The sequence below is a fragment of the Paenibacillus sp. 01T424 genome, from assembly GCF_056398745.1.
In genome coordinates this window covers 1-21,990 of sequence record NZ_JBFTPZ010000074.1, presented here as the reverse complement: position 1 = coordinate 21,990, position 21,990 = coordinate 1, and the positions used below count along the sequence as shown (strand labels likewise).

Here is a 21,990-nt window from a genome sequence, read left to right as displayed (position 1 = left end):
GCCATAGAGCCAAGTTCACCACTTTCGATCTCTCCGATTATGGTAAGTTTCTCTGATGCGGAATATTTAACTTTAGACATGAAAATGCTCCCCTCATAGCAACAGGTTTTTTATTATTTCACCTGTCTACTATTTGGGGAGCATATCAAAGTAGCTTCATTACTTCAGACGACAGTCCCTTTTGTTTTTCGACAAAATGCCACCAAATTAGAAGAAAGCCGCGCCCATTAACCGACATATTCCATCCGCGGACTCGGGTATAATGATGTTAATATATCTATCATTATTAGTAATTTATATGTAGTTGGTCAGAGGTTAAGAGATAAAGTAGAGATGGATAGCGGAGAGGGAGCTTGGGACGCAGCCGTCACTGTACTTGAAATAGATTTCTTGCTAGATGAATAGGCATTAATAGAAATGGAGTCCAGTATTTGAGCTGTAACAAGGATTGTTATTGCTATTAGGTATGATGGAGGAATTAAGCATGGCGATGAATTCAAATGATGCCTCGCGCAACCACATTAGGCTACGCTTTACAGAGGGCGTTAAGGCAGAGCTGCGGCTAATTAGTAAAGATGGACAATTGTTGACGTCGTCTACGACTACAGTACTTCTACTTAATTTAAGCCAAAATGGTTTATGCTTCTTATCCGGCTTGCAATTACCGATTCAATCCAATTATCTTGTTGAATTTCGAATGACGATTTCGAATGTGCAGATTATGATTCGCGGTCGGATCGTTTGGAATTTGAAACAAGATAATCAATTCGCTCATGGCGTGTTATTTGAATGCTCGAATACACTTCGCTCTCTTATTATTGGTGTCATGAACCAAGAAATATTAGAAAGTCAGCCACAGCAGAAAAAAATTCATTATTTATACAGCAGATTATTGAATACAAAACGGCTGTATTACAGTAGTTAACGATCTGATAGGAAGTAGAATTCAATAACAACTTAGAAGGGGGACATGCCTTGAAAATTATTTTGTTATCAGGCGGATCTGGGAAGAGATTATGGCCTTTGTCGAATAGTAGTCGAGCAAAACAATATTTAACTGTACTGGAGAGTCCAAACGGCGGCATGGAATCAATGCTGCAGCGTATATGGCGCCAGTTGGAAGAGTCGGATTTGCAGGAGCATTCTCGCATTTCGACTTGCCGTGAGCAGGTGGAGATTTTACAAAGACAGGTTGGTGTAAAAGCACCGCTTATCATTGAGCCTGAGCAGCGTGACACGTTTCCTGCGATAGCGTTATCCGCTGCTTATTTGTATTCAATCGCGGGCGTATCTTTAAATGAAACGGTCATTGTCATACCAGTTGATGCTTATGTAAGCTGTGATTTTTTCTCATGTATAAGRGGACTTCCAAAGCTGATCAGAGAAAGCAAATCTGAGCTGCTTATGGTTGGGACTAAGCCAAGTTATCCGTCAGAGCAATATGGATATATCGTTCCAGAAGCCAATCGGCACAGCAATGATGATGACAGCTATGAACGTAGAGTACATTCATTCAAAGAGAAACCGTATGAGGCTGAAGCTAATCAATTAATAAAAGGCGGAGCGTTATGGAATAGCGGTATTTACGCTTTCAAGCTTGATTATATGATTACTTTGCTCATGAATCGCAGGCTGCCTATCCATTATGATGAACTATATAAACAGTATACGAAAATTCCTAAATCAAGTTTCGAAATTGAAGTATCGCAAAAAGAAACCTCTCGTTCAGTTATTTGCTACGACGGTGAGTGGAAAGATCTTGGCACATGGAAAACATTATCCGAGGAGCTGGCCTTTGAACGACTAGGCATGGGCGAAATATCGGATGACAGCGAGCAATCCCAGCTCATCAATGAGCTGGACATTCCTATCTCCATTATTGGGCTTACGAATGTGATTGTTGCGGCAAGTCCCGACGGCATTTTGGTTACTAGCAAAAATGCGAGTAATGAGCTCGATGCGAAGCTTAAACTCATGAATGAGCGTCCAAAGTATGAGGAGCGCAGGTGGGGACATTCCAAAATTGTTGATTCCGTTGTCTTGTCATCAGGAACTCATTGTGTTACAAAGCGGGTTTTTGTTGCAGCTGGCCAAAATATAAGCTATCAAATGCATTTTAAGCGAAGAGAAGCGTGGACCATTATCTCAGGAGAGGGAGTGCTAATTCTGGATGATCTGTACCGTCATGTTGAGCCGGGCGATACCGTATCGATTCCGGAGAGAACGAGGCACAGCCTGCGGGCAATTACGGACGTTGAGCTAATTGAGGTTCAAACAGGCAAACAGATTAATGAGGATGACATTATAAGGCTTGGAACGACATGGGATGAAATCACTAGTCAATTAAATAGTGTATAATATGCTGTTAAAGCATGTTTGGGATGGATTGCAAATCGACGTTATGATAGAACTTCTGCCATTTAACGCTTAATGCCGTTTTTAATGTTGAGGTTGATACAATCATTACGAAAGAGAGAGGGAGCGATCTATCGAATGATATGTTCAAAGGACCGTTTTTATTGTGTTAGTTGCGGGGAGATGCTTTTAAGTCCTGAAGCAGATATTTTGTTTCGAACAGGATTTTTCCGAGTGGTACATCCAATGGGTTATTGCTTAACATGCAGCGTGGAGCAGGATAGGCTGGATGCTATAGTAGGATCGCCGGGTAAGACCAGTAACTATGACTATAAAATGTTCCTTCGTGCAGATGCGAAAGTTGCCGAACATGTTATACAGCCCTATCGCACAAATGATAATGAGAGCCTCTGCCCTACAGTTTAACTGTAGAGTAGAGGTGTATTTTTTTGTAAACTACCAATTGTTTCCTTAATCGTTTATAATGAATAGGATTTGGATTTTTGAAGGAGGAGCACAAATATGGATCAGCCTATTGTTAAATTAAAAAATGTAACCAAAAAAATCGGCGGCAGAACGATTATTGATCGCTTAACGCTTGATATCCCACTTGGGGAAGTATTTGGTTTCCTTGGTCCCAACGGCTCGGGTAAAACCACTACGATTCGAATGATGGTTGGCTTAATGTCGCTCACAGATGGTGAAATTACTATTGGAGGACATAGCATTACGAAGGAATACGAAAAGGCAATTCGCCATGTCGGAGCGATTGTTGAGAATCCTGAAATGTACAAATACTTGAGCGGCTATGATAATTTAATTCATTATGCACGAATGATTCCAGGCATCACAGAGCATCGTGTTCATGAGGTTGTTAAGCTTGTTGGTCTTGAAGGGCGAATTCGGGATAAGGTGAAAACCTATTCGCTCGGCATGCGGCAGCGGCTTGGCGTAGCACAGGCTATTTTGCATAAACCCCAACTGCTTATTTTGGATGAACCTACGAATGGCTTGGATCCGGCAGGGATAAGAGAGCTTCGTGATTATTTGCGCATGCTTTCCAAAGAAGAAGGTATTGCTGTATTTGTATCGAGCCACTTATTATCTGAAATGGAGCTTATGTGTGATCGTGTCGCGATCATTCAAAATGGCAAGCTCATAGACGTGCGAACCATTAAGGGTGAGCATGCAGCTAAAGTACATAACCGTGTTGTTATTGAAGTAGACAGTCAGCAGGCAGCGATGGATGTGCTGTTCACATCTGGCTTTTCCGCGGTGCTTGAAGGCAAAGATGCCATAGCGGTTGAGACGGATAAGGAAAACACAGCTGCCATTAATGCTTCTCTCGTTCATGCTGGAATCAAGGTTTATGGCATTCGCGTACAGGTTAAGACACTTGAAGATCAATTTTTAGAAGTGACAGGAGGGGAACGAATTGGGTAATTTTTTGCCGCTTATTCAAAATGAGAATATGAAAATTTACCGTCGTCCTCGCACATGGGTGATGACCGGTATATTGGTTTTGTTAGTTCTGGCGATTTCTATTTTATGGGTAATATTCGGCGGTAGAGATGCTTCGATGTGGGATGTTGCTTTTATGGAATCCTCCATTTTGTTTCTGCTCGTTACGATCTTTACTGTAGTCATCGCTGCTGGCGGCGTTGCTGAGGAATTTACGAGTGGCACCATCAAGCTTTTGCTTATCAGGCCTTGGTCACGCTCGAAAATATTGTTGTCTAAATATATTTCGATCATGATATTCGCTCTTTTGCTTGCTATTGTACTGTTTGCTACGACGATATTCGTGAACTGGATTTGCTTCGGCATTAATGCGTCGCCGGATATAAAGCCAACCTTCGTTGGAGATGAAGGAACGAATCCATTTTCGTATATGCTTAAGTATTATGGCTTAACGTTAATTTCGCTTGTTGTTACCGTAACGCTTGCGTTCATGCTCTCTACTGTATTCCGCAGCAGCGGTTTAGCAATTGGTATGGCATTGTTTCTTCTTCTAGGCGTGAACAGCTTTATTGGTTTAATTGCGATGCTCGATTACAATTGGATCGATTATCTATTGTTTATTCATTTGAATCTAACGCAATACTTGGATGGAAATCCGATGAGAGAGGGCATGACCTTAGGCTTTTCGCTTGTGGTGCTCGGTGTTTATTATGCTCTTTTCATCGCCATTACATGGTATACCTTTAAGAAACGCGATGTTGCAGCTTAGATTTTAGATGAATTAAAAAAGCCGTTTCTATACATGCTGCTTCTTCGGAAGACATGCACATGTAGAACGGCTTTTTTGCTGTATTATCCTGCTTGGCGAGATTTATCTTTGGATTCTTTAATTACTGCTTCTTTACCGATGATGTGTGGTGGATCGGATTCTACTGGCACACGATTTTTGCTGTCAGCTGCTTGCTCCATGTAGCAGTTGCCATTCAGCTTGCCGCCATCTTGAATGATAAGTGTTTGGGTTGTAATTGCCCCCGTTAACGTGCCGGAGGAAGTAATGATTAGCCTCCCCTTGGTGACGATATCTCCGAACACCTTTCCTGCAATGGTAATATCACGCGCCGTAATATTCGAGCGAGCAAGACCGCATTCTCCAATGATGACGTCAGCTTTGCATTCGATATCGCCTCGGTGCTCCCCCTCAATGCGAAGACTTGCTTCACAAATTAGCCGGCCCTCGCTTATCGTGCCTTGGCCAATTAATGTATCAGTGGCTGCCAGACGCTTATGGTCCTTGAACATAAACATTAATCCTCCTTTATTAATGACAAAAATGGTAAAGGGTTAACAGGCTCGTTTTTCTGCATAATTTGGAAATGTAAATGCGGACCAGTGCTTCTGCCGCTCGATCCGAGCAAACCAATCTTTTCGCCTCGAACGACGGTGTCGCCTTCTTTCGCTTCGATTTCCTTTAAGTGCATATAGGCGCTTTGCAGGCCTCCGAGATGATCAATGATAATATACTTGCCCAGTGAGTTATTGAAGCCAGTGTCCGATACAGTGCCGTCTGCTGCGCTAAATATGGGATCTCCTAGCTTGCCAGTGATGTCTAGTCCAGCGTGGAAAGCCGTTCGTCCAGTAAAAGGATCTCTTCGATAACCAAATCCAGAGGTCAGCATTTTGGAGCGTGTCGGCCAGCCGGAAGGATAAGCATCAACGGAGACTCGCGTCGCTTGTGCGAGCTGCAGCGTCAACGTTAATGAATCCTCCATCGTCTCGACCATCCGTTGCAAATCGGCGAGATGAAGTCCTGTTTCCTGTGCGAGCAAAACAAACTGTTTGCTTTGCTTCGAATCGTTAAAGCTCCGATTTCCTGTTGAGGAAGTATCGGAAAGAATTTTTACAGTTGTCTCACTTTTGTCTATTGGCGTCAGATAGGTAGAGGTCTCAAGTTTGCTGCCATAGTTTGCGATAAATTGCTTCAGCTTTAGTTCGAGCTGCTGCAGATCATCGATTTTCTCTTTCATTTCATTTGCTTGCTCTGACAATCCGATTATTTCTTGCTGCAGCGAGACAATAGCTTCGTTTTTATCGGAAACGGTTTGGGCAAATAGTTCGTCTTGTTGTGACATCTGTTCTTCCAATTGGTTCATTTCATAGGCCGACTTTATTTGAAGCCCCGCAATACAGCCCGTAACCGCTATTACTACCGCTGTTGGAGCGGCAAAGACCGATCGCTTTGAAACGTGAAACTGTTTAACGGTTTTGTCAGCGCCGCGCAGCACGACAAAAGACCATTTTGGCTTCTGGACTCGTTTCAATAGACTTCTCCTTCCTACTTAAGATTGGCTATAAACGATCAGAACGTTCTATTGCTATTTATTCTTAAACGAAGTAAAACATGCCATAAAACTTGCGTGAAACATACAAGAAACTTGCGTGAAACTTGTATGAAACGAGAAAGACTGCCCGTCGCACATGAATTGTGCAAGCGGGCAGTCTTTGTAATACGAGATCATTACAACACTTTATTGTGCCGAAGCAAGCTCTATTTGGGCAACTGCTTCCTCAATACCTGGTGTCATTGCAAATGTACGTCCTTGCTGCTGCTCGGCTGGAAGTGAAGCTAGCTGACCGATTCTTCTTTTAACTTCGTTAGAGAGATCGACAACCTGCTGAGCATATTGATTTGCTTTAGCTTCATCCTTTTCTGTAAGTGCAGTTTGATTTGCTTTGGCGTATGAGGTTATCGCAGCTTCATATAGATTGATATCCCAAGGGAATTTTTTGACGCCTTCATTAATCGTTGCTAGCGACTCTTCAAAAAGCCCTTTTTCTTGCAGAAAACGATATTCCGACATTAGAAGGCTTCGATTATAAGGATCATATTTTCTGCCTTCTTTTACAGTACTAAGAGCTTGATCAAGGAATGTAGCGGTGTTCGTTTGCTTATAAGCCTGCTCCAGCCAGTCAGCTTTCGTAAGCTTATAATAAGGCTGTGTTGGTGAAGACTTAATGGCACGATCAAGTATAGGCAGAAGTTGTTCTAAAGAAGTTTGCTGCCCAACTGCCAAATCGATAGCTTTATTATAGTTACTAGTTGCGTTAGTTTCTCGAATCGCAATGACTAGAAGGAATATAGACAATAACGCCATAACCGCTGGATATGCGATTTTTGGCCAAGATTTATTAAGCTTACCATTCATACGTTCGATTATTAGCTTGTGGCTATATGGAGCAAGCATACAACCGAGAGAAATAAAGACGAGAGAGATAATATAAATATAGCTCATATCAAAATCGATCACACTGTGGACTAGCAGCGCCAAAGAAAAAATGAAAAAGACAAAATGGCTGCCTCTAAGCTCGGGATAACGAATAAAGGATCGGATGTATAAAAAATATACAAACGCGAGCAGTCCGACGACTGCTAATAGACCAAGCCAACCGCTCTCCACAAGAACTTGTACAAAGAAGCTATGTGCTTGTCTGCTCCAATAAGGGTTATTCTGATATTGCTCAAACATGGCTTGCCAAGCGCCGCCACCGCCTCCAAGCAGTGGGTAATCCTCAGCTACACGAAGACCGTCTTTGTAAAAGGTTAAACGTTCCAAAACGCTGTGCTGTTGGAGGTTAATATTTTCAAAGCGTGCAGCAATTTTGTCAGGAAGCAGGCCGCGAATAGCACTGCTGCCAAGAAGGCTGATCGCTGCTACAGCAGTAAGTACGATAGTAATGACAGGCACAGCCGCAAAAGACCATTTGTACGAAGAAAGCTTGGTAAGCTTCGTTTCTAGGAAATTAGCAGCTTTGGCATGGTAAAGCATAATAAGGCCAGTAACAATGAGTAGGCCGAGCACAAGTAATCCCCAGCCCTGCATAGGCAGTGAGCTGAACAAGGAAATTGTACTTGGCGCTTTCGTTTCAGTAGGTTGAACTAGTGTAGCTATTTTATCAGCAATCGTTGTTAGTTTTCCAAGGACAGCCATGGAAACCACTACAGATACGCCCATAAACACGATGTATGTAATTTGCTTCGTTAAGCGTAAGAAAGGCAGCACAATAAGCAGCATAACTGGAATAATAACAATTGCACCGCGTGAATATGTGAGCATGAATGAAATCCAAATCGGTACAAGCATGGCAGCATGAATGATTCTTGCAGATGGACGCACGCAGTGAACTGCATAATACAAACTAACTAGAAATAAAGCGACTAGGAAGCCGGCGTATGAGTTTGAGTATTGGAATACCGACGAAAGGCGGTAGCCGTCATGTGCAAGCCATAGCGCATCCTTATAATAGAGTTGACCAAAAAGGTTGAGTAAACCAAATAGAACAATTAAATAAGAAGAGAGCATAACCGCGTATTCAATCGTTTTGCGGGTTAGCTTATTTTCTGCAAAATACAGAGCGCCTATGAATAAAGCAGCAAGTAGGAAAAATACGAGAGTCATAAACTTCGCATAATAGGTTGAAACCGCCTGTAATGATGACAACCAATAAATGAAGGGAAGCAGCATGACGGCAATCGACAAAATTCCGCGATAACTGTTCATCTGTGAGTTGCGATACACATAAAATGCAGTAAAGGCAAGCATCACGTAACCGAAGATGAGTGCTCCATAAATAGGGCCTTCAAAGCTTAATTCGTAGCCGTTAAACAATGCTCTCTCATAGGGGAAGATGACTAGAAATAGAGCGATTCCAATTGCCCCAATCCACCTCAAAAGCGCAAAATCAGCATTTAAAGTGTTCGTATTCCTTTTTGATTTGTTCCGTGCACTCATTCGTATGTACTCCTCATCCATCGTTATGTAGATATGAAACATTTAGCTTTATTTGTATTTTAACAAATGGGGGAGTAGATTACTATATTAGGACAAGCGATTTGTATGTAGTTTACAAATTTGTAGAATATGAGGTTTTGTCGAAATAGAGAGGGAATCGGAAAAATTCTACAATTTATTCGGTGTAAAGGTAGAATAAGGTGTTAATGTGGGAGGAATTTTGGTAAGATAGCAGGGGTAGATTAGTCAAGATTTTCGTTTAAAGAAATGAGGATATTAAGGATGGTTTTAAGCTTTCTTAGAGATTTTAAGAATATACAAAAGTTTATCTGGGAATTCTCAATACGCGATTTTAAAGCTAGATATTTAGGATCTTTTTTAGGAGTTCTGTGGGCATTTATACAACCAACCATTCAAATTATTATATATTGGTTTATTTTTCAGGTTGGATTTAAATCGGTGCCAATTGATAATTTTCCATTTATTTTGTGGCTAGTAAGTGCAATGGTCCCATGGTTCTTTGTGTCTGATAGTATACAAAACTCAACAAATTCGATAGTTGATAATAGTTATTTGGTGAAGAAGGTAGTCTTTAGAGTAAGTATTCTTCCCATAGTTAAAGTATATTCAGCTTTGTATATACATTTATTTTTCTTGATATTTATGATTGTAATGTTTGCGTTATACGGTTACTTTCCCTCGATCTATTCTTTACAGGTAATCTATTATTTAGCATCAGCAATTATTCTAGTAATAGGGCTCTCATGGATTACTTCATCATTAGTTATATTTCTAAAGGATGTAGGTCAGATTATATCAGTGATGATACAATTCGGTTTTTGGCTAACTCCCATTTTCTATTCTTTGAAAATGGTTCCTGAAAGATTTCATTTCTTTTTTAAGTTAAATCCCTTTTATTACATTGTACAAGGATATCGGGATTCTTTTATTTATCATAAATGGTTTTGGGAGTATCCAAATCTTACAATATATTATTGGTGTTTTACTTTAATTGTTTTAGTTGTAGGTACAGTTGTCTTTAAAAAACTTCGTCCGCATTTTGCAGATGTTTTGTAATAGAAAGGAACATGTAAATGAGCGATGAGTTTGTAATTGAAGTCCGTAATCTAACTAAAAAGTATAAATTGTATGACAAACCTTCGGATCGATTAAAAGAAGCATTAAATCCTGTGAAGAAAAAATATCATAAAGACTTTGGAGCTTTAAAAGATGTAAGCTTTTCATTGAAAAAAGGAGAAGCGCTTGGAATTATCGGTAAAAACGGATCTGGGAAGTCCACTTTGTTGAAGATAATTACAGGTGTTCTTACTCCTACTTCAGGAAGCGTAAATGTAAATGGAAGAATTTCGGCCTTATTAGAGCTAGGGGCTGGTTTTAACCCTGAGTATACTGGTCTGGAGAATATCTATTTAAATGCAACAATCATGGGAATTAGTAATGAAGAAGTGGATGCAAGATTAGATGATATTTTATCTTTCGCCGATATCGGTGAGTTTATAAATCAACCTGTCAAATCATATTCAAGCGGTATGTTTGCCAGATTAGCTTTTGCCGTTGCGATAAATGTTGATCCTGATATTTTAATTGTAGATGAGGCATTAGCAGTAGGTGACATTCATTTTCAAGCGAAGTGTTATCGTAAGTTTGATGAGTTTAAAGAGCAAGGCAAGACAATTTTATTTGTGACTCACTCATTAGACAGTATTATAAGATACTGTACTTCAGCTATTGTCTTGAATGAAGGAGAACTAATTAATCAAGGATCTCCTAAAGAAATGGTAGATATTTTCAAAAAAATTATAACTAAGAGTACAACACGTAATAATGTTAAAGACATAACGAAAGAATCCAATTCTAATTGGAAAGGTGAGATGGAGATACATCCTCATCGATTGGAATATGGCGACAAACAAATTGAAATTGTAGACTATGGCATATTCAATGAAGCAAATGAATTAAATACAACGTTACAAAGTGACGAAATGACTACATTTAAAATGAAAATCCATTTTCATCAAGATATTTCAAACCCAATCTTTGCGTATACGATTAAAGATGTAAAAGGTCTTGAAATAGCAGGTAGTAATTCTTGGTATGACAGTGTTCTGACTGGAGATTATAGACAAGGTGATGAAGTAATCGTTACTTTTGTTCATCAATTAAATTTGCAGCATGGAGACTATATGCTGTCATTAGGCTGTACAGGATATGTTGGGGATGAACTGGTTGTTTATCATCGATTATATGACGTTATTTTTTTTAGAGTTGTTTTATTTAAATCCATTGTTGGCATAACAAATTTAAATACCAATATTCATATCGAACGTTTGGGTTAGGGAAGAGGTTACTATGGAGCGGAATAGTGTGAAGTTAAACCTAAAATACTATAGTGGCAGTGATTATTATAGTGATGGTGACGTTGAAAATGAATTGCTAGAAATCGTTCAAAAATATGATTCATATGAAAGTATTCTTCAAGATAATAAGAGATGGCCCATACTTTATCACTTGTCTCCATTAAGGTGGAATTTATTGCAATGGTATCCATTTGAAAAAGAGTCTTCTTTATTGGAAATTGGAGCAGGCTGCGGTGCTTTAACGGGTCTATTTTGTAAACAGGTACATGATGTTACAGCGGTAGAATTGTCGAAAAAAAGAGCCGAAATCATTTCGCATAGATGTAAAAAACAAGAGAATCTAGAGATTATAGTTGGTAATATTGAGGATATACATTTTGAAAAAAAATTCGATTATATAACTTTAATAGGTGTATTAGAATACGCTGGAAAATATATAGACGGTGTACAGCCACACAAAAAATTTCTGGAATTAGTTAGATCCTTACTTAAACCGAATGGAATGTTAATAGTAGCCATCGAAAATAAATTYGGGTTAAAATACTGGGCTGGTGCTAGAGAAGATCATTCTGGAAAACTGTTCGAAAGTGTTGAAGGATATCTACAAAATGATGGTGTTAAAACATTCAGTAGAAATGAGTTAGAAGAACTTCTTTATGAATCCGGCTTATTGAGCAATCGGTTTTATTATCCGCTACCTGATTACAAGTTACCTAACAAAATATATTCAGATCTCTATCTTCCTAAGCCGGGCGATATAAGAACGACACCTAACTATGATCGGGACCGCTATCTATTATTTAATGAACAAAGCACATTTAACAATATTGTTGATAATAATCAGTTTCCGTTTTTCGCAAATTCTTTTTTAACTTTTTCTAGGCAAGGTGATGAATGATGGATATATTGTTTACGAAATATAATAGAGAACGCTTGCCTGAATTCCAGACAGAAACGATTATTTATAAAAAATCAGGTGTTTTTTTTACTCGTAAAAAAGCATTAAACCCTGAAGCGTTTCATCATATTAACCTAATGTTTGATAATTATAATACTTTAAAACATACAATGAAAGCAGTTCAGATAGCGAATTCTGAGCTTGATGGAGATTCCATTACTTTTGAATACTCAGATTCTCCATTATTAGAAAGCTATTTATATAAATCAATGTTAAATAATAATAAAAAATTATTTTTAAATTATCTTGGTATCTACAAGCAAATGATTCATAAACAAGATACGGTCTTTTTCGAAAACTATGAATCAGAACAATTGTTTGAAAATGTGTTCAAAAAGAAAGTGAATCTTCGGAATGTGTTATGTCTTAAGCCCATTAATATTGATTTAACATTCGATAATTTAACTTTTGACGGTGAACGATTGACAGTAATAGATTATGAATGGGTATTCAAATTTTACTTACCTGTAGAATTCGTAATGTTTAGAAGTGTTACAGAGTTTTTGAGCAAGTATGAGGGAAATTTACTTGGTTTTATTAGCATATCTGAAATATATACATATTTGGGCATAAAAGAGGAACACATTGAACAATTTAAGGAGATGGAAATTGGTTTTCAAAACTATGTATTCGGTGAATCAAGGCATTTTTCAAATGCATCAAAGGTGCAAAATAATGTTATTACTTTAGCTGATCTTGAGAATATCAACTTAAAACTGAAGCAAGATATTGAGCATAAAAACATTGAATTATTTAATAAAAATAGTGAATTAGAAGAAAGCTTTGTTTTACTTGGAAATATACATTCAAGAGCCGAAAGACTTGAGAAAACAATAGATGAGCAAATAGACCAAATCAAGGCATTGGAACTATTCATAACTGAGAAAAATCAATCTATTCTTAATAAAGAGGGACATATCCAACAACTGCTTATTCAAGAACGAGAATTAGAAAACATTTATAAATCAAGTGGTTGGCGATTATTAAAAACATATTATAAAACTCGGGACTCGGTTATACCCTCTAATAGTAAAGCTAGATTGGCTGTAAAACTTTTTTCGAGGTTTCTTAGAAACCCAAAATTGCTAATTAATAATTTAAATAAATCAAATTTAAAGAAACTGAAATATTACTTGAGTTCAGAAGAGGCTAGTCTAGTTGAGCATCGGATTGATAGCTTTATGAATAGACACCAAATTTCGAGTGAACCTCAAATGCCAATTCAGTTGTTTAATAACTATGAGTATTCAAAACTGGAATTTGATTTTCAAGCAGATCCAGAGGTATCTATTATTATTCCAGTTTACAACCAGTTTAGTTATACTTACGCCTGCTTGGCATCTATATTAGAAAACACAAAAGGGTTATCTTACGAAATCATAATAGCAGATGATATGTCTACTGATGAAACTGTAAATATTGAGACATATATTAAAAATATTACGGTTATCCGAGATGGTGTTAATCGCGGTTTTCTTCTGAATTGCAATAATGCTGCAAAACATGCAAAAGGGAAGTATATCTTCTTTCTAAATAATGATACAAATGTTCAAGATCAGTGGTTAGATTATTTACTACAATTAATTGAATCAGACGATACCATTGGGATGGTGGGTTCGAAACTTATTTATCCGGATGGCAGACAGCAAGAAGCAGGCGGAATCATCTGGAACGATGCTAGCGGCTGGAATTTCGGAAGATTAGATGATCCAGATAAATCGGAATATAGTTATGTGAAAGAGGTAGACTATATCTCTGGTGCCGCTATTTTGGTTAGACATGATTTATGGCTTAAACTTGGCGGATTTGATGAACAATATGTTCCTGCATACTTTGAGGACACAGATTTGGCTTTTGCAATAAGAAGCCTTGGCTATAAAGTAATGTTGCAGCCTAGGTCAGTAATTGTTCATTTTGAAGGCATTTCTCATGGGACAGATACAGGTAGTGGAATTAAAAGCTACCAGGTCACGAACAAAGAAAAGTTTCTTCAAAAGTGGAAGGGCGAATTGAAGAGAGATCAATTTGCAAACGCGGAGCATGTGTTTTTAGCGCGTGACCGGTCTAAATATAAAAAAACAATTGTTGTAGTAGATCATTATGTTCCTCACTATGATAAGGATGCGGGAGGACGCTGTACTAATCTATATATGAAGCTCATGGTTTCAATGGGTTTTCGCGTGATTTTCATTGGAGATAACTTTTATAGACATGAGCCTTATACAAGTGAGCTCCAACAAATCGGAATAGAAGTCATATATGGAAATTGGTACGCTAAAAATATAAACCAATGGATCAAAACTAATGGCAGTTATATTGATTACGTCTATTTGAATCGACCTCATATATCAATTAAGTATATAGACACCTTTAAAATGCATACAAAAGCTAAGATTATTTATTTCGGTCACGATCTTCATTATCTCCGTGAAATGCGGAATTATGAAATAACAAAAAATCCGAGTCTATTAAAATCTTCTATGGAGTGGAAAGAGACCGAGTTTAAGTTATTTCATGCTGTAGATGTTATTCATGTTGTAGGCTCCTACGAACAAAAAGTACTTCAGGAGCAAATTTTAGATAAACCGATTAGGAATATTCCGTTATTTCCTTATGACAGCGTATATTCGGTGAATAGCCTAGTACCCGGGTTTTCAGACCGAAATGATCTCCTCTTTGTTGGCGGTTTTAATCATAAACCGAATTATGATGGTATCGTTTGGTTTATTGATCACATTTTACCTCTAATAAAGATGAGCATCCCTGATATCAAGTTATTTATCGTTGGATCAAATCCTCCAGATGATCTGATCCAAAAGCAATCTAGTAACATTATAATAACAGGTTATGTTACTGATAATGAATTAGAAAGATATTATGCTACTTCTAGAGTCGTCGTTGTTCCGTTGCGTTACGGTGCTGGAGTTAAAGGAAAAGTTGTTGAAGCATTGTATCATCAGGTACCAGTTGTAACAACCTCAATTGGAGCTGAAGGATTGCAAGAGATAGATGGTGTATTAACAGTCACGAATCATGAGAATGAATTTTCTAATGCTGTCATTAGAATATACAATGACGCTAATACATGGACTATAAATTCGAAGGCTTCAATAGGCTACGTTGAAAAATATTTTACTGTAGAAGCTGCAAAGGAAATCTTATCTTTAGACATCACAAATCAGGAGAATTCCTAATGATAAATGTAGTTTTGTGTGGAGGAAACGGGACCAGATTATGGCCCGTTTCTAGAACGCTTTATCCAAAACAATTTAATAAGTTCATGTCCAATCGTTCATTATTCCAGATGACTGTGGAACGTAATCATACGATCTGCGAAAATACGTTAATCGTTTCGAATGAAGAGCAATATTTTCTAGCCCTAGATCACTTAGATGAGCTTCAAATGAAAGAAGCTAAGTTTTTGCTTGAACCAGTGGGGAGAAATACGGCTCCAGCAATAGCACTTGCATGTTTGTCAGTGGATGAGGATGAATTGCTGCTTATAACACCATCAGACCATATCGTGAAAAATCAGGTGCAATACTATTCTTGCTTAGATAAAGCAAAACAACTGGCAGAAGATGGACATCTTGTGACCTTTGGAATTACGCCTGGATATCCTGAAATAGGCTATGGATATATTGAAGCGGATGGCAACAAAGTGCTTTCCTTTAAAGAGAAGCCTGATCGGAAGCTCGCCGAAACATATATACAACTCGGAAATTTTTATTGGAACAGTGGAATATTTATGTTCAAAGCGGGAGTGTTTCTGAAAGAGCTACAGATGCATGCTCCCGATATTTATAAAGCTTCTCTTACGGCATATGATAAATCATATAAACATCAGGGTATCTGTAGAATTCATTCAAATGATATGCAATCGATTCCAGCAGATAGCATAGATTATGCTGTTATGGAACGAAGCAGTATTGTAAAGGTTGTACCATCAAATTTCGGTTGGTCAGATCTGGGCAGCTTTGAAGCGTTGTATGATGAACTACCGCAAAATGAAAATGGTAATACGATTACAGAGCAGCATATTAGTATCAACTCTTCAGGGAACTTAATTGTTTCAAATGAAAGGATAGTTGCTACAGTAGATGTGGATGATCTCATAATCGTCGATACAGCGGATGCGCTATTGATTTCAAAGCAAGGGTCTTCACAAAAGGTGAAACAAATTGTTGATGAGTTGAAGAATAGAAAGTCAAATTTGAGTGACAATCATGTAACAGCATACAGACCGTGGGGCAATCACACTATATTAGATAAGTCGCAAAATTACAAAATAAAAAAAGTGGTTGTTAAACCAGGTCAAAAGTTAAGCAATCAAAAACACTTTCATCGGAATGAGCACTGGATCGTCGTTAGTGGAACGGCTCTAATTACGGTAAATGGCGAGCAGTCTTTACTTCGAACCAATGAATCAACGTTTATTAAAATGGGTGATGAGCACTTAGTGGAGAATCCAGGGAAAATAGATCTTCATCTGATTGAGGTACAGGCAGGGGAGTATGTTGAGGAAGATGATGTGGTCCGAAAGAATGGGAAAGTTCGGTGAAAATCATGAAAATTTTAAATGAAAAGATGAATATTATAGTAGTTTCAACAATATTGATTACATTGAGTGTGGTTTTCAATATAACTGCTATCAAAAATATATTGTTTGATGTTTATAAATGGCATATGGTTCAACCCGAAACTATTCAGGGGGGACTTGAACTAATCGTATTTTTTATTTTGATTGCTTTGATACTTATACATGTAAATAAAACTAGAGCATTATTTTTAGTACCCATACTTATGTTGATTTATTTGCAATTACATCAAGTTTTTCTTCCCGCGTTATTAGCTGTATTATACTTTGAGATGATAATATCGATTGGGCATTTTGTGTGGAGGATATTTAAAAATAATAAACAATTGATTACACTCGACACCTATATTCAATTGTTTATTTTCGGTTTTGTCACATGGTGTCTTTTTGCAATAGTTTTATCTGCATGTGGGTTTGGTGAATTTAATCATTTAAGAATAATGACAATTGGCTTGTACATATGCAGTCTTTTTAAGGGAGTATATACTCCACTTTCTTTTTATATACTGAAAAATGCCTACAGTGTCAGTAAGTTTAGTAAAGTTGGTTTATCTTTTGTGCTAACTATAATAATGATGCAATTTGCCAAGACAAATAGAGCATTAGATTATGATTCATTGTGGTATGGATTGAGACCTGAACAAGTTCTTATTGGGAACAATTCTTTTTTCGATAATATTGGAATGGTTATGGCTGTCCACTATTATCCAAAGTTGTTCGAATTATTCGCTGTTCCCCTCTCTGATATTGGTGACTATAGCTTTGTACTGTCAGTAAATATTCTCTTTTATGCATTTGTGCTGATAGTTATATTCTTGTTTAGTAGATATGTAACCAATAATAGTAATTATAGTGTTTTGATTCTTGCACTATTGGCAAGCGTTCCAGCAATTGCGAATATGGCTTCAACAGCTAAAACAGATATTTTTTCTGTTTTCTTTATAATAGCTGCAGCATATTACTTATGGATTTGGAATAAAGATAATCACTTATTTCCATTAATATTAGGACTCTCATCATCCATCTTATCGTTAGGCGGGAAAATCACAAGTGTAATGTATATTCCGCTGTTAATATTCGGATTTGTATTGCTCTTTATAGTTAGAAAGATTAAAGATAGAAAACTGAAAGTAATAGAAGTCTTTAACGAAAAAGTATTAGGGTGTTATTTGCTTCTCTCATCCGTATTTATTATATTAGCAATTTGTTATAGGACTTATAAATTAACAGGCTATCCTTTTTATCCGTTACTAGGTAGCCTTTGGGCCAAATTAGGTTTTCAAATTAAGTATCCTTTTCTAGGATCCAATAGCGAGTTCTTTTTAAGCGATGATAAAAGCTTGCTGCATCATTGGGCTAAAATATTATTTGATCCACAGGGATATAACCATTATGTTATGGTATGGCCTAGTAATTTATACTTGTTTGTTTGGATAATTAGTTTAATAGTTATACTCTCATACTATAAAAAAATGAAGCTTAAAGAGTATTCGTTATTCATTGTTTTTTTACCCATTATGCTTTCAGGAATATATAATATCTCTACGTTGCCTTATGGAGGGGACGGTAACTATTACATTCCTGTAGTAGTGTTTACTTTGATTGCATTTTTTGTGTTGATTAAAGTAATATCGCAGAACATTAGAAAAGTTATCATTATTAGTATGATAATGTTTATCCCAGTACAATCCTATGTGATGATGGTTTCACATTTTTCATGGAGTTACGGAACATCTAAATTTTCTTCAGATATAACACAGTCGAATTTAGAATCGTACGATACCAAATTGAAGTTATTCGAGGGTGAAGGAATATTAGAGATTGAAACATATTTATCGCAGAAAAATGAAACAGCAAACTGTATAAGTTTTTTGCGTCCTACTGGAGGCCAAGAACAACTTTTGAATCAATTATCGTGTAGATATGAAGATATACCTCATATGAGCTCTAGGTATGGTAACTCTGAATTATTTAGTTCTAGTGAAGAGTTTAAAAAGTATTTAGAGTGGGCTAATGTGAAATATATAATTATGCCAAAAGGCGATGTTGAAGGCTATGAAGGAGTGAAGGCTATTATTAATGGTTTTGAGCAATCTCCAAACACAAAGAGAGTTGATACATCAAATTATTATTTATTGGAAATCGATCAAAGAGACATTGAAAGTATTACGGGAATTACGAATTCTTTTGATACTGCTAAGTTATTAGAGGGATGGTATCCAAARGAATCAAACTACAGATGGATTGCAAAAGAAGCTAATGGAGTCTTTAAAAGTGGAATGGAAGGAACGTTAATTATCAAAGGAATAGTTCCTGATATTTTTGACAATATAGAATTATCAGTACAAATCAATAATCAAGAAAAAAAAATATGGACTCTAAAAAAAGGAGATTTCACAGTAGAAATAAATAAAGAAATACCGTTAGTTACAGATGTAGACTTGACTATTTCATTAAATAAATCATTTATCCCAAAAGAAATTGGGAGAAATGAGGATAGTAGAGAATTAGGAATTGTTATTAAAGACTTAATATTTAAATAATGAATATGCTTATTATATCGAATAAATTAACCATGGGGTGTTACTTTGAATTACGTAATAAGTTTTTTAAATCGTTATCCTCTTAGAATGTCAATATTTATTATGATCATAGTTCTACTCGTAATTTATAATCCTATACTCTTAGGAAACTTGTGGTTAAAGTGGGATGTTTATGATGCTGCTTTTCCTCTTTCTGTAGCAGTGTCTGACGCATTAAAAGAAGGACAATTACCGCTGTGGGAACCATTTGTTTATAGAGGTGTCCCTCTATCACATTTAATAGGTGTATCAGTATGGTCACCGATAACAATTGTTTTTGGACTTATTGGTTATACACAGTATATAATGCAACTTCAATATGTAATACTTATATTATTAGCCGCGATTTTTATGTATATGTCTTTGTATATATCAGTGAAAAAACCTTGGCTTTGTATGGTTGGCGGTATCGCTTATGCTACTTGTGGCCAATTTGTAAGCAATGCGCAGCATCTAACTTTTTTAGTGGCAATGGTATTATTTCCTTTATTGCACTTCTCATTTAGAATGTGGGTCAAGAATCATCAAAGTAGTAAAAGTATAAAATTTTCTATATTAATTGGTGTAACCTTAGGTTTAATTATATTAAATAATTATCCTCCATTTATTTTTTTAAGTGTTTTATTCATTTTAATTGAGTATGTTTTTATTATTAAGCATCTATTTTCACATGAAAATAAATTGAAAATATTAATCAGTCATATCAAAAGTGCACTTATTGTTTTCTTCGTTGCATGTTTATTTGGTTTAGTTAGTATTTATACAACTCTTGAAATAGTAGGGAAAATTACTAGAGAGGAAATACCATGGGAACTAGCTACAGGCGCTTCCTTAAATCTATGGCACTGGTTAGGGTTCATATCGCCAGTATTTATACAATTAATTCATACCGCAAGACAAGATATTAATTTATCAATGACTAATGTCTATATTTCACTTCCTATTTTGATATTTGCGTTCTCCAAAAGACCGAACAAGAAAAATGAATATTTTCTCGTATTTATAATCATTCTTTCTGTGTTACTAACTATGGGGGATAATGGATTTATTTATAGACTTTTTTATGAGTTGGTTCCTAGTATGAGTTCATTTAGATTTCCTGCTGGACTTAGATACCTTTATTTTTATTATTTGATTCTATTGGCCATAGGGAATATAGAGCAAATATATAACGTTAATAAAATAGAGGCATTTAATTTATTCAAGAGAATTACTAAAATTTTTACATGGGTGTTTTGTGTAATCACAATTTTCTTTATATTAATCTACATATTAAAAATTAATACAATTAACATTCCTAGATTTACACTATCTGAGCTAGGAATCACTACTGTGATACTACTAATAATTTCACAACTATATTCTCATGTGAAAGTAAAAGCGTTTATGACAATAATATGTATTTCGACAATAATATTTAGTTTTATTGGTGTATTTAGAAATGAGGAATATACAATTGGAGTTAAAGAACGTCCTCATGCTTTTAAAGAAGAAATTAAAGAGCTATATAATAATTCTGCTCCAGTAAAAATTGATAATAAATTCACAGTAGCGTACCCAAACGTAATGGGTTATACAATATTTACAAAACAATTTCAAACAGGGGGGTATGTAGGCAGTTTTGAGCTGAATAAATTTACTGAGGCATATCAAAGCAATAAATTACCGATTGAGAATAATCCGGTAATTTATGCAGTAGATAATAAATCAGTATATGAAACTCTAGATGGACAACTAGATGTTACAGATGAGTCCTCTAAAATGGCACCTTCTTATATTGATTATAGCCCCAATGAACTCTCGATTGAGATAAACATGGAAAATGACGGATATGTAATACTTCAACAAACATATTTCAAAGGCTGGAAAGTTAAGGTTAATAATGAAAATACTGATCTTAAAGAGTTTGTAGGAGGAATATTCGGGACAAAAGTGAATGCTGGAAGTAACCGTATAACGTTTGAGTTTAAACCGATAAATACAATAGTTACAGCATGGATTTCTTTTGTTTCATGGATTTTGCTATCTATTTATGGAGTTTACTTAATTTATAAGCGTATTAGTAACTGTAAATGATAACAAGTGGAAAATTAACGTAATATTCCAGTTGTATAATAGATTGAAAAAGAAGTGCCTTTCGTTCCGAAAGGGGAATAAAAAACATCTTAAGATGTGCTTGTTGATTTCATTGTTCCATTTAGGTCTTAGAAGACTATAAACGTTGCGATGGAGACACGGATCATCAAGTGACTACGGATATGGAGTAGTCATAAGAGCGTATGATTAAGAACTGCGATTTAAAATTGTATACAAGAAAGATGATTTACTACAGCTTTCTAATTGGAGGTAAAGCGGTTAAAGCTTCTTTTCAAACCATGGATTCGATTTATATTTCTCGACCATGTGTGCTTTGATACGGTTTCGACCTCTACCTCCAGTTAGGGTACTAAATAGTAATTAAGTGCATTCTATTCAATTGTTTGGTACAGCTGTGAAAAGAATGAAAGAAAACATTTTACGAGGGGGATTAAAGTGATTGCTTCTAGAGTGATTGATATAAAAGAACTAGGCGATGAAAGAGGTTTACTAACCGTAATCGAAGAAAATAATACGATACCCTTTGAAATGAAGCGTATATTTTATATTTATGGTACTGCAGCAGGTGTGCGTCGTGGATATCATGCACATCATAGAACTAGACAAGCTTTAATATGTGTATCAGGTAGTTGCAAAGTCTATTTGGATAATACGAATAGAAAGTCGGATATTATTTTGGATTCTCCTACAAAAGTACTTCTTCTTGAGCCAAATGATTGGCACGAAATGTATGATTTTTCTACTGATTGTGTGTTGCTAGTACTTGCATCAGAAT

Annotated in this window: 15 protein-coding genes; 12 read left to right on the top strand and 3 right to left on the bottom strand. The window is 36.4% G+C overall.

All coding sequences use genetic code 11. From position 1 onward, the window contains the following. Positions 1 to 484 precede the first annotated feature (484 nt). From AC1DPK_RS32680 to AC1DPK_RS32665, 4 genes are all read left to right on the top strand, one after another. Positions 485 to 925: a PilZ domain-containing protein gene (locus AC1DPK_RS32680; protein WP_441876300.1), complete on the top strand. Its 441-nt coding sequence runs from the start codon at positions 485 to 487 to the stop codon at positions 923 to 925. A gap of 50 nt (positions 926 to 975) precedes the next feature. Next, positions 976 to 2,358: a sugar phosphate nucleotidyltransferase gene (locus AC1DPK_RS32675; RefSeq protein WP_441876303.1), complete on the top strand. Its 1,383-nt coding sequence runs from the start codon at positions 976 to 978 to the stop codon at positions 2,356 to 2,358. 519 nt (positions 2,359 to 2,877) lie between these two features. Beyond that, on the top strand, positions 2,878 to 3,798 hold the full coding sequence (locus AC1DPK_RS32670; protein ID WP_441876309.1) for an ABC transporter ATP-binding protein: 921 nt from the start codon (positions 2,878 to 2,880) through the stop codon (positions 3,796 to 3,798). Continuing rightward, positions 3,791 to 4,585, top strand: a complete 795-nt coding sequence (locus AC1DPK_RS32665; protein ID WP_076268918.1) for an ABC transporter permease — start codon at positions 3,791 to 3,793, stop codon at positions 4,583 to 4,585. The genes AC1DPK_RS32670 and AC1DPK_RS32665 overlap by 8 nt, the downstream gene beginning before the upstream one ends. 83 nt (positions 4,586 to 4,668) lie before the next feature. On the opposite strand, the gene AC1DPK_RS32660 is transcribed toward AC1DPK_RS32665, so the two are convergent. From AC1DPK_RS32660 to AC1DPK_RS32650, 3 genes are all read right to left on the bottom strand, one after another. After that, positions 4,669 to 5,115 carry a bactofilin family protein gene (locus AC1DPK_RS32660; protein ID WP_441876313.1) on the bottom strand — a complete coding sequence of 149 codons (447 nt, stop codon included), beginning with the start codon at positions 5,113 to 5,115 and terminating at the stop codon, positions 4,669 to 4,671. Between the two features lie 5 nt (positions 5,116 to 5,120). Continuing rightward, positions 5,121 to 6,134: a peptidoglycan DD-metalloendopeptidase family protein gene (locus AC1DPK_RS32655; protein ID WP_441876316.1), complete on the bottom strand. Its 1,014-nt coding sequence runs from the start codon at positions 6,132 to 6,134 to the stop codon at positions 5,121 to 5,123. Between the two features lie 207 nt (positions 6,135 to 6,341). Beyond that, positions 6,342 to 8,603, bottom strand: coding sequence for an O-antigen ligase family protein (locus tag AC1DPK_RS32650; RefSeq protein WP_477512868.1), 2,262 nt, complete (start codon positions 8,601 to 8,603; stop codon positions 6,342 to 6,344). Between the two features lie 282 nt (positions 8,604 to 8,885). Between AC1DPK_RS32650 and AC1DPK_RS32645 the strand changes: the two genes are divergently transcribed. The 8 genes from AC1DPK_RS32645 to AC1DPK_RS32610 all read left to right on the top strand — a co-directional run. Continuing rightward, positions 8,886 to 9,680 carry an ABC transporter permease gene (locus AC1DPK_RS32645; RefSeq protein WP_475443650.1) on the top strand — a complete coding sequence of 265 codons (795 nt, stop codon included), beginning with the start codon at positions 8,886 to 8,888 and terminating at the stop codon, positions 9,678 to 9,680. A gap of 17 nt (positions 9,681 to 9,697) precedes the next feature. Next, positions 9,698 to 10,960 carry an ABC transporter ATP-binding protein gene (locus AC1DPK_RS32640; RefSeq protein ID WP_477512867.1) on the top strand — a complete coding sequence of 421 codons (1,263 nt, stop codon included), beginning with the start codon at positions 9,698 to 9,700 and terminating at the stop codon, positions 10,958 to 10,960. Positions 10,961 to 10,973: 13 nt separating this feature from the next. Then, positions 10,974 to 11,879: a class I SAM-dependent methyltransferase gene (locus tag AC1DPK_RS32635; protein ID WP_477512866.1), complete on the top strand. Its 906-nt coding sequence runs from the start codon at positions 10,974 to 10,976 to the stop codon at positions 11,877 to 11,879. Continuing rightward, entirely contained in the window at positions 11,876 to 15,133 is a 3,258-nt protein-coding gene (locus tag AC1DPK_RS32630) for a glycosyltransferase (protein ID WP_477512865.1), read from the top strand. The genes AC1DPK_RS32635 and AC1DPK_RS32630 overlap by 4 nt, the downstream gene beginning before the upstream one ends. Beyond that, positions 15,133 to 16,500 (top strand): mannose-1-phosphate guanylyltransferase/mannose-6-phosphate isomerase, encoded by a 1,368-nt coding sequence (locus AC1DPK_RS32625; protein ID WP_477512864.1) that lies wholly within the window; start codon positions 15,133 to 15,135, stop codon positions 16,498 to 16,500. The genes AC1DPK_RS32630 and AC1DPK_RS32625 overlap by 1 nt, the downstream gene beginning before the upstream one ends. Continuing rightward, on the top strand, positions 16,497 to 19,079 hold the full coding sequence (locus tag AC1DPK_RS32620) for a hypothetical protein (RefSeq protein WP_477512863.1): 2,583 nt from the start codon (positions 16,497 to 16,499) through the stop codon (positions 19,077 to 19,079). The genes AC1DPK_RS32625 and AC1DPK_RS32620 overlap by 4 nt, the downstream gene beginning before the upstream one ends. A gap of 150 nt (positions 19,080 to 19,229) precedes the next feature. After that, positions 19,230 to 21,194, top strand: coding sequence for a YfhO family protein (locus AC1DPK_RS32615; protein ID WP_477512861.1), 1,965 nt, complete (start codon positions 19,230 to 19,232; stop codon positions 21,192 to 21,194). 456 nt (positions 21,195 to 21,650) lie between these two features. Then, on the top strand, positions 21,651 to 21,990 hold a 340-nt coding region (locus AC1DPK_RS32610), incomplete at its 3' end, for a sugar 3,4-ketoisomerase (RefSeq protein ID WP_477512860.1).

What these genes read in the sequence shown, in the direction of transcription:
- AC1DPK_RS32680 (WP_441876300.1), top strand. Translation starts at nt 485, where the DNA reads ATGGCGATGAATTCAAATGATGCCTCGCGCAACCACATTAGGCTACGC.
- AC1DPK_RS32670 (WP_441876309.1), top strand. Translation starts at nt 2,878, where the DNA reads ATGGATCAGCCTATTGTTAAATTAAAAAATGTAACCAAAAAAATCGGC.
- AC1DPK_RS32660 (WP_441876313.1), bottom strand. Translation starts at nt 5,115, where the DNA reads ATGTTCAAGGACCATAAGCGTCTGGCAGCCACTGATACATTAATTGGC.
- AC1DPK_RS32650 (WP_477512868.1), bottom strand. Translation starts at nt 8,603, where the DNA reads ATGAGTGCACGGAACAAATCAAAAAGGAATACGAACACTTTAAATGCT.
- AC1DPK_RS32645 (WP_475443650.1), top strand. Translation starts at nt 8,886, where the DNA reads ATGGTTTTAAGCTTTCTTAGAGATTTTAAGAATATACAAAAGTTTATC.
- AC1DPK_RS32640 (WP_477512867.1), top strand. Translation starts at nt 9,698, where the DNA reads ATGAGCGATGAGTTTGTAATTGAAGTCCGTAATCTAACTAAAAAGTAT.
- AC1DPK_RS32630 (WP_477512865.1), top strand. Translation starts at nt 11,876, where the DNA reads ATGATGGATATATTGTTTACGAAATATAATAGAGAACGCTTGCCTGAA.
- AC1DPK_RS32625 (WP_477512864.1), top strand. Translation starts at nt 15,133, where the DNA reads ATGATAAATGTAGTTTTGTGTGGAGGAAACGGGACCAGATTATGGCCC.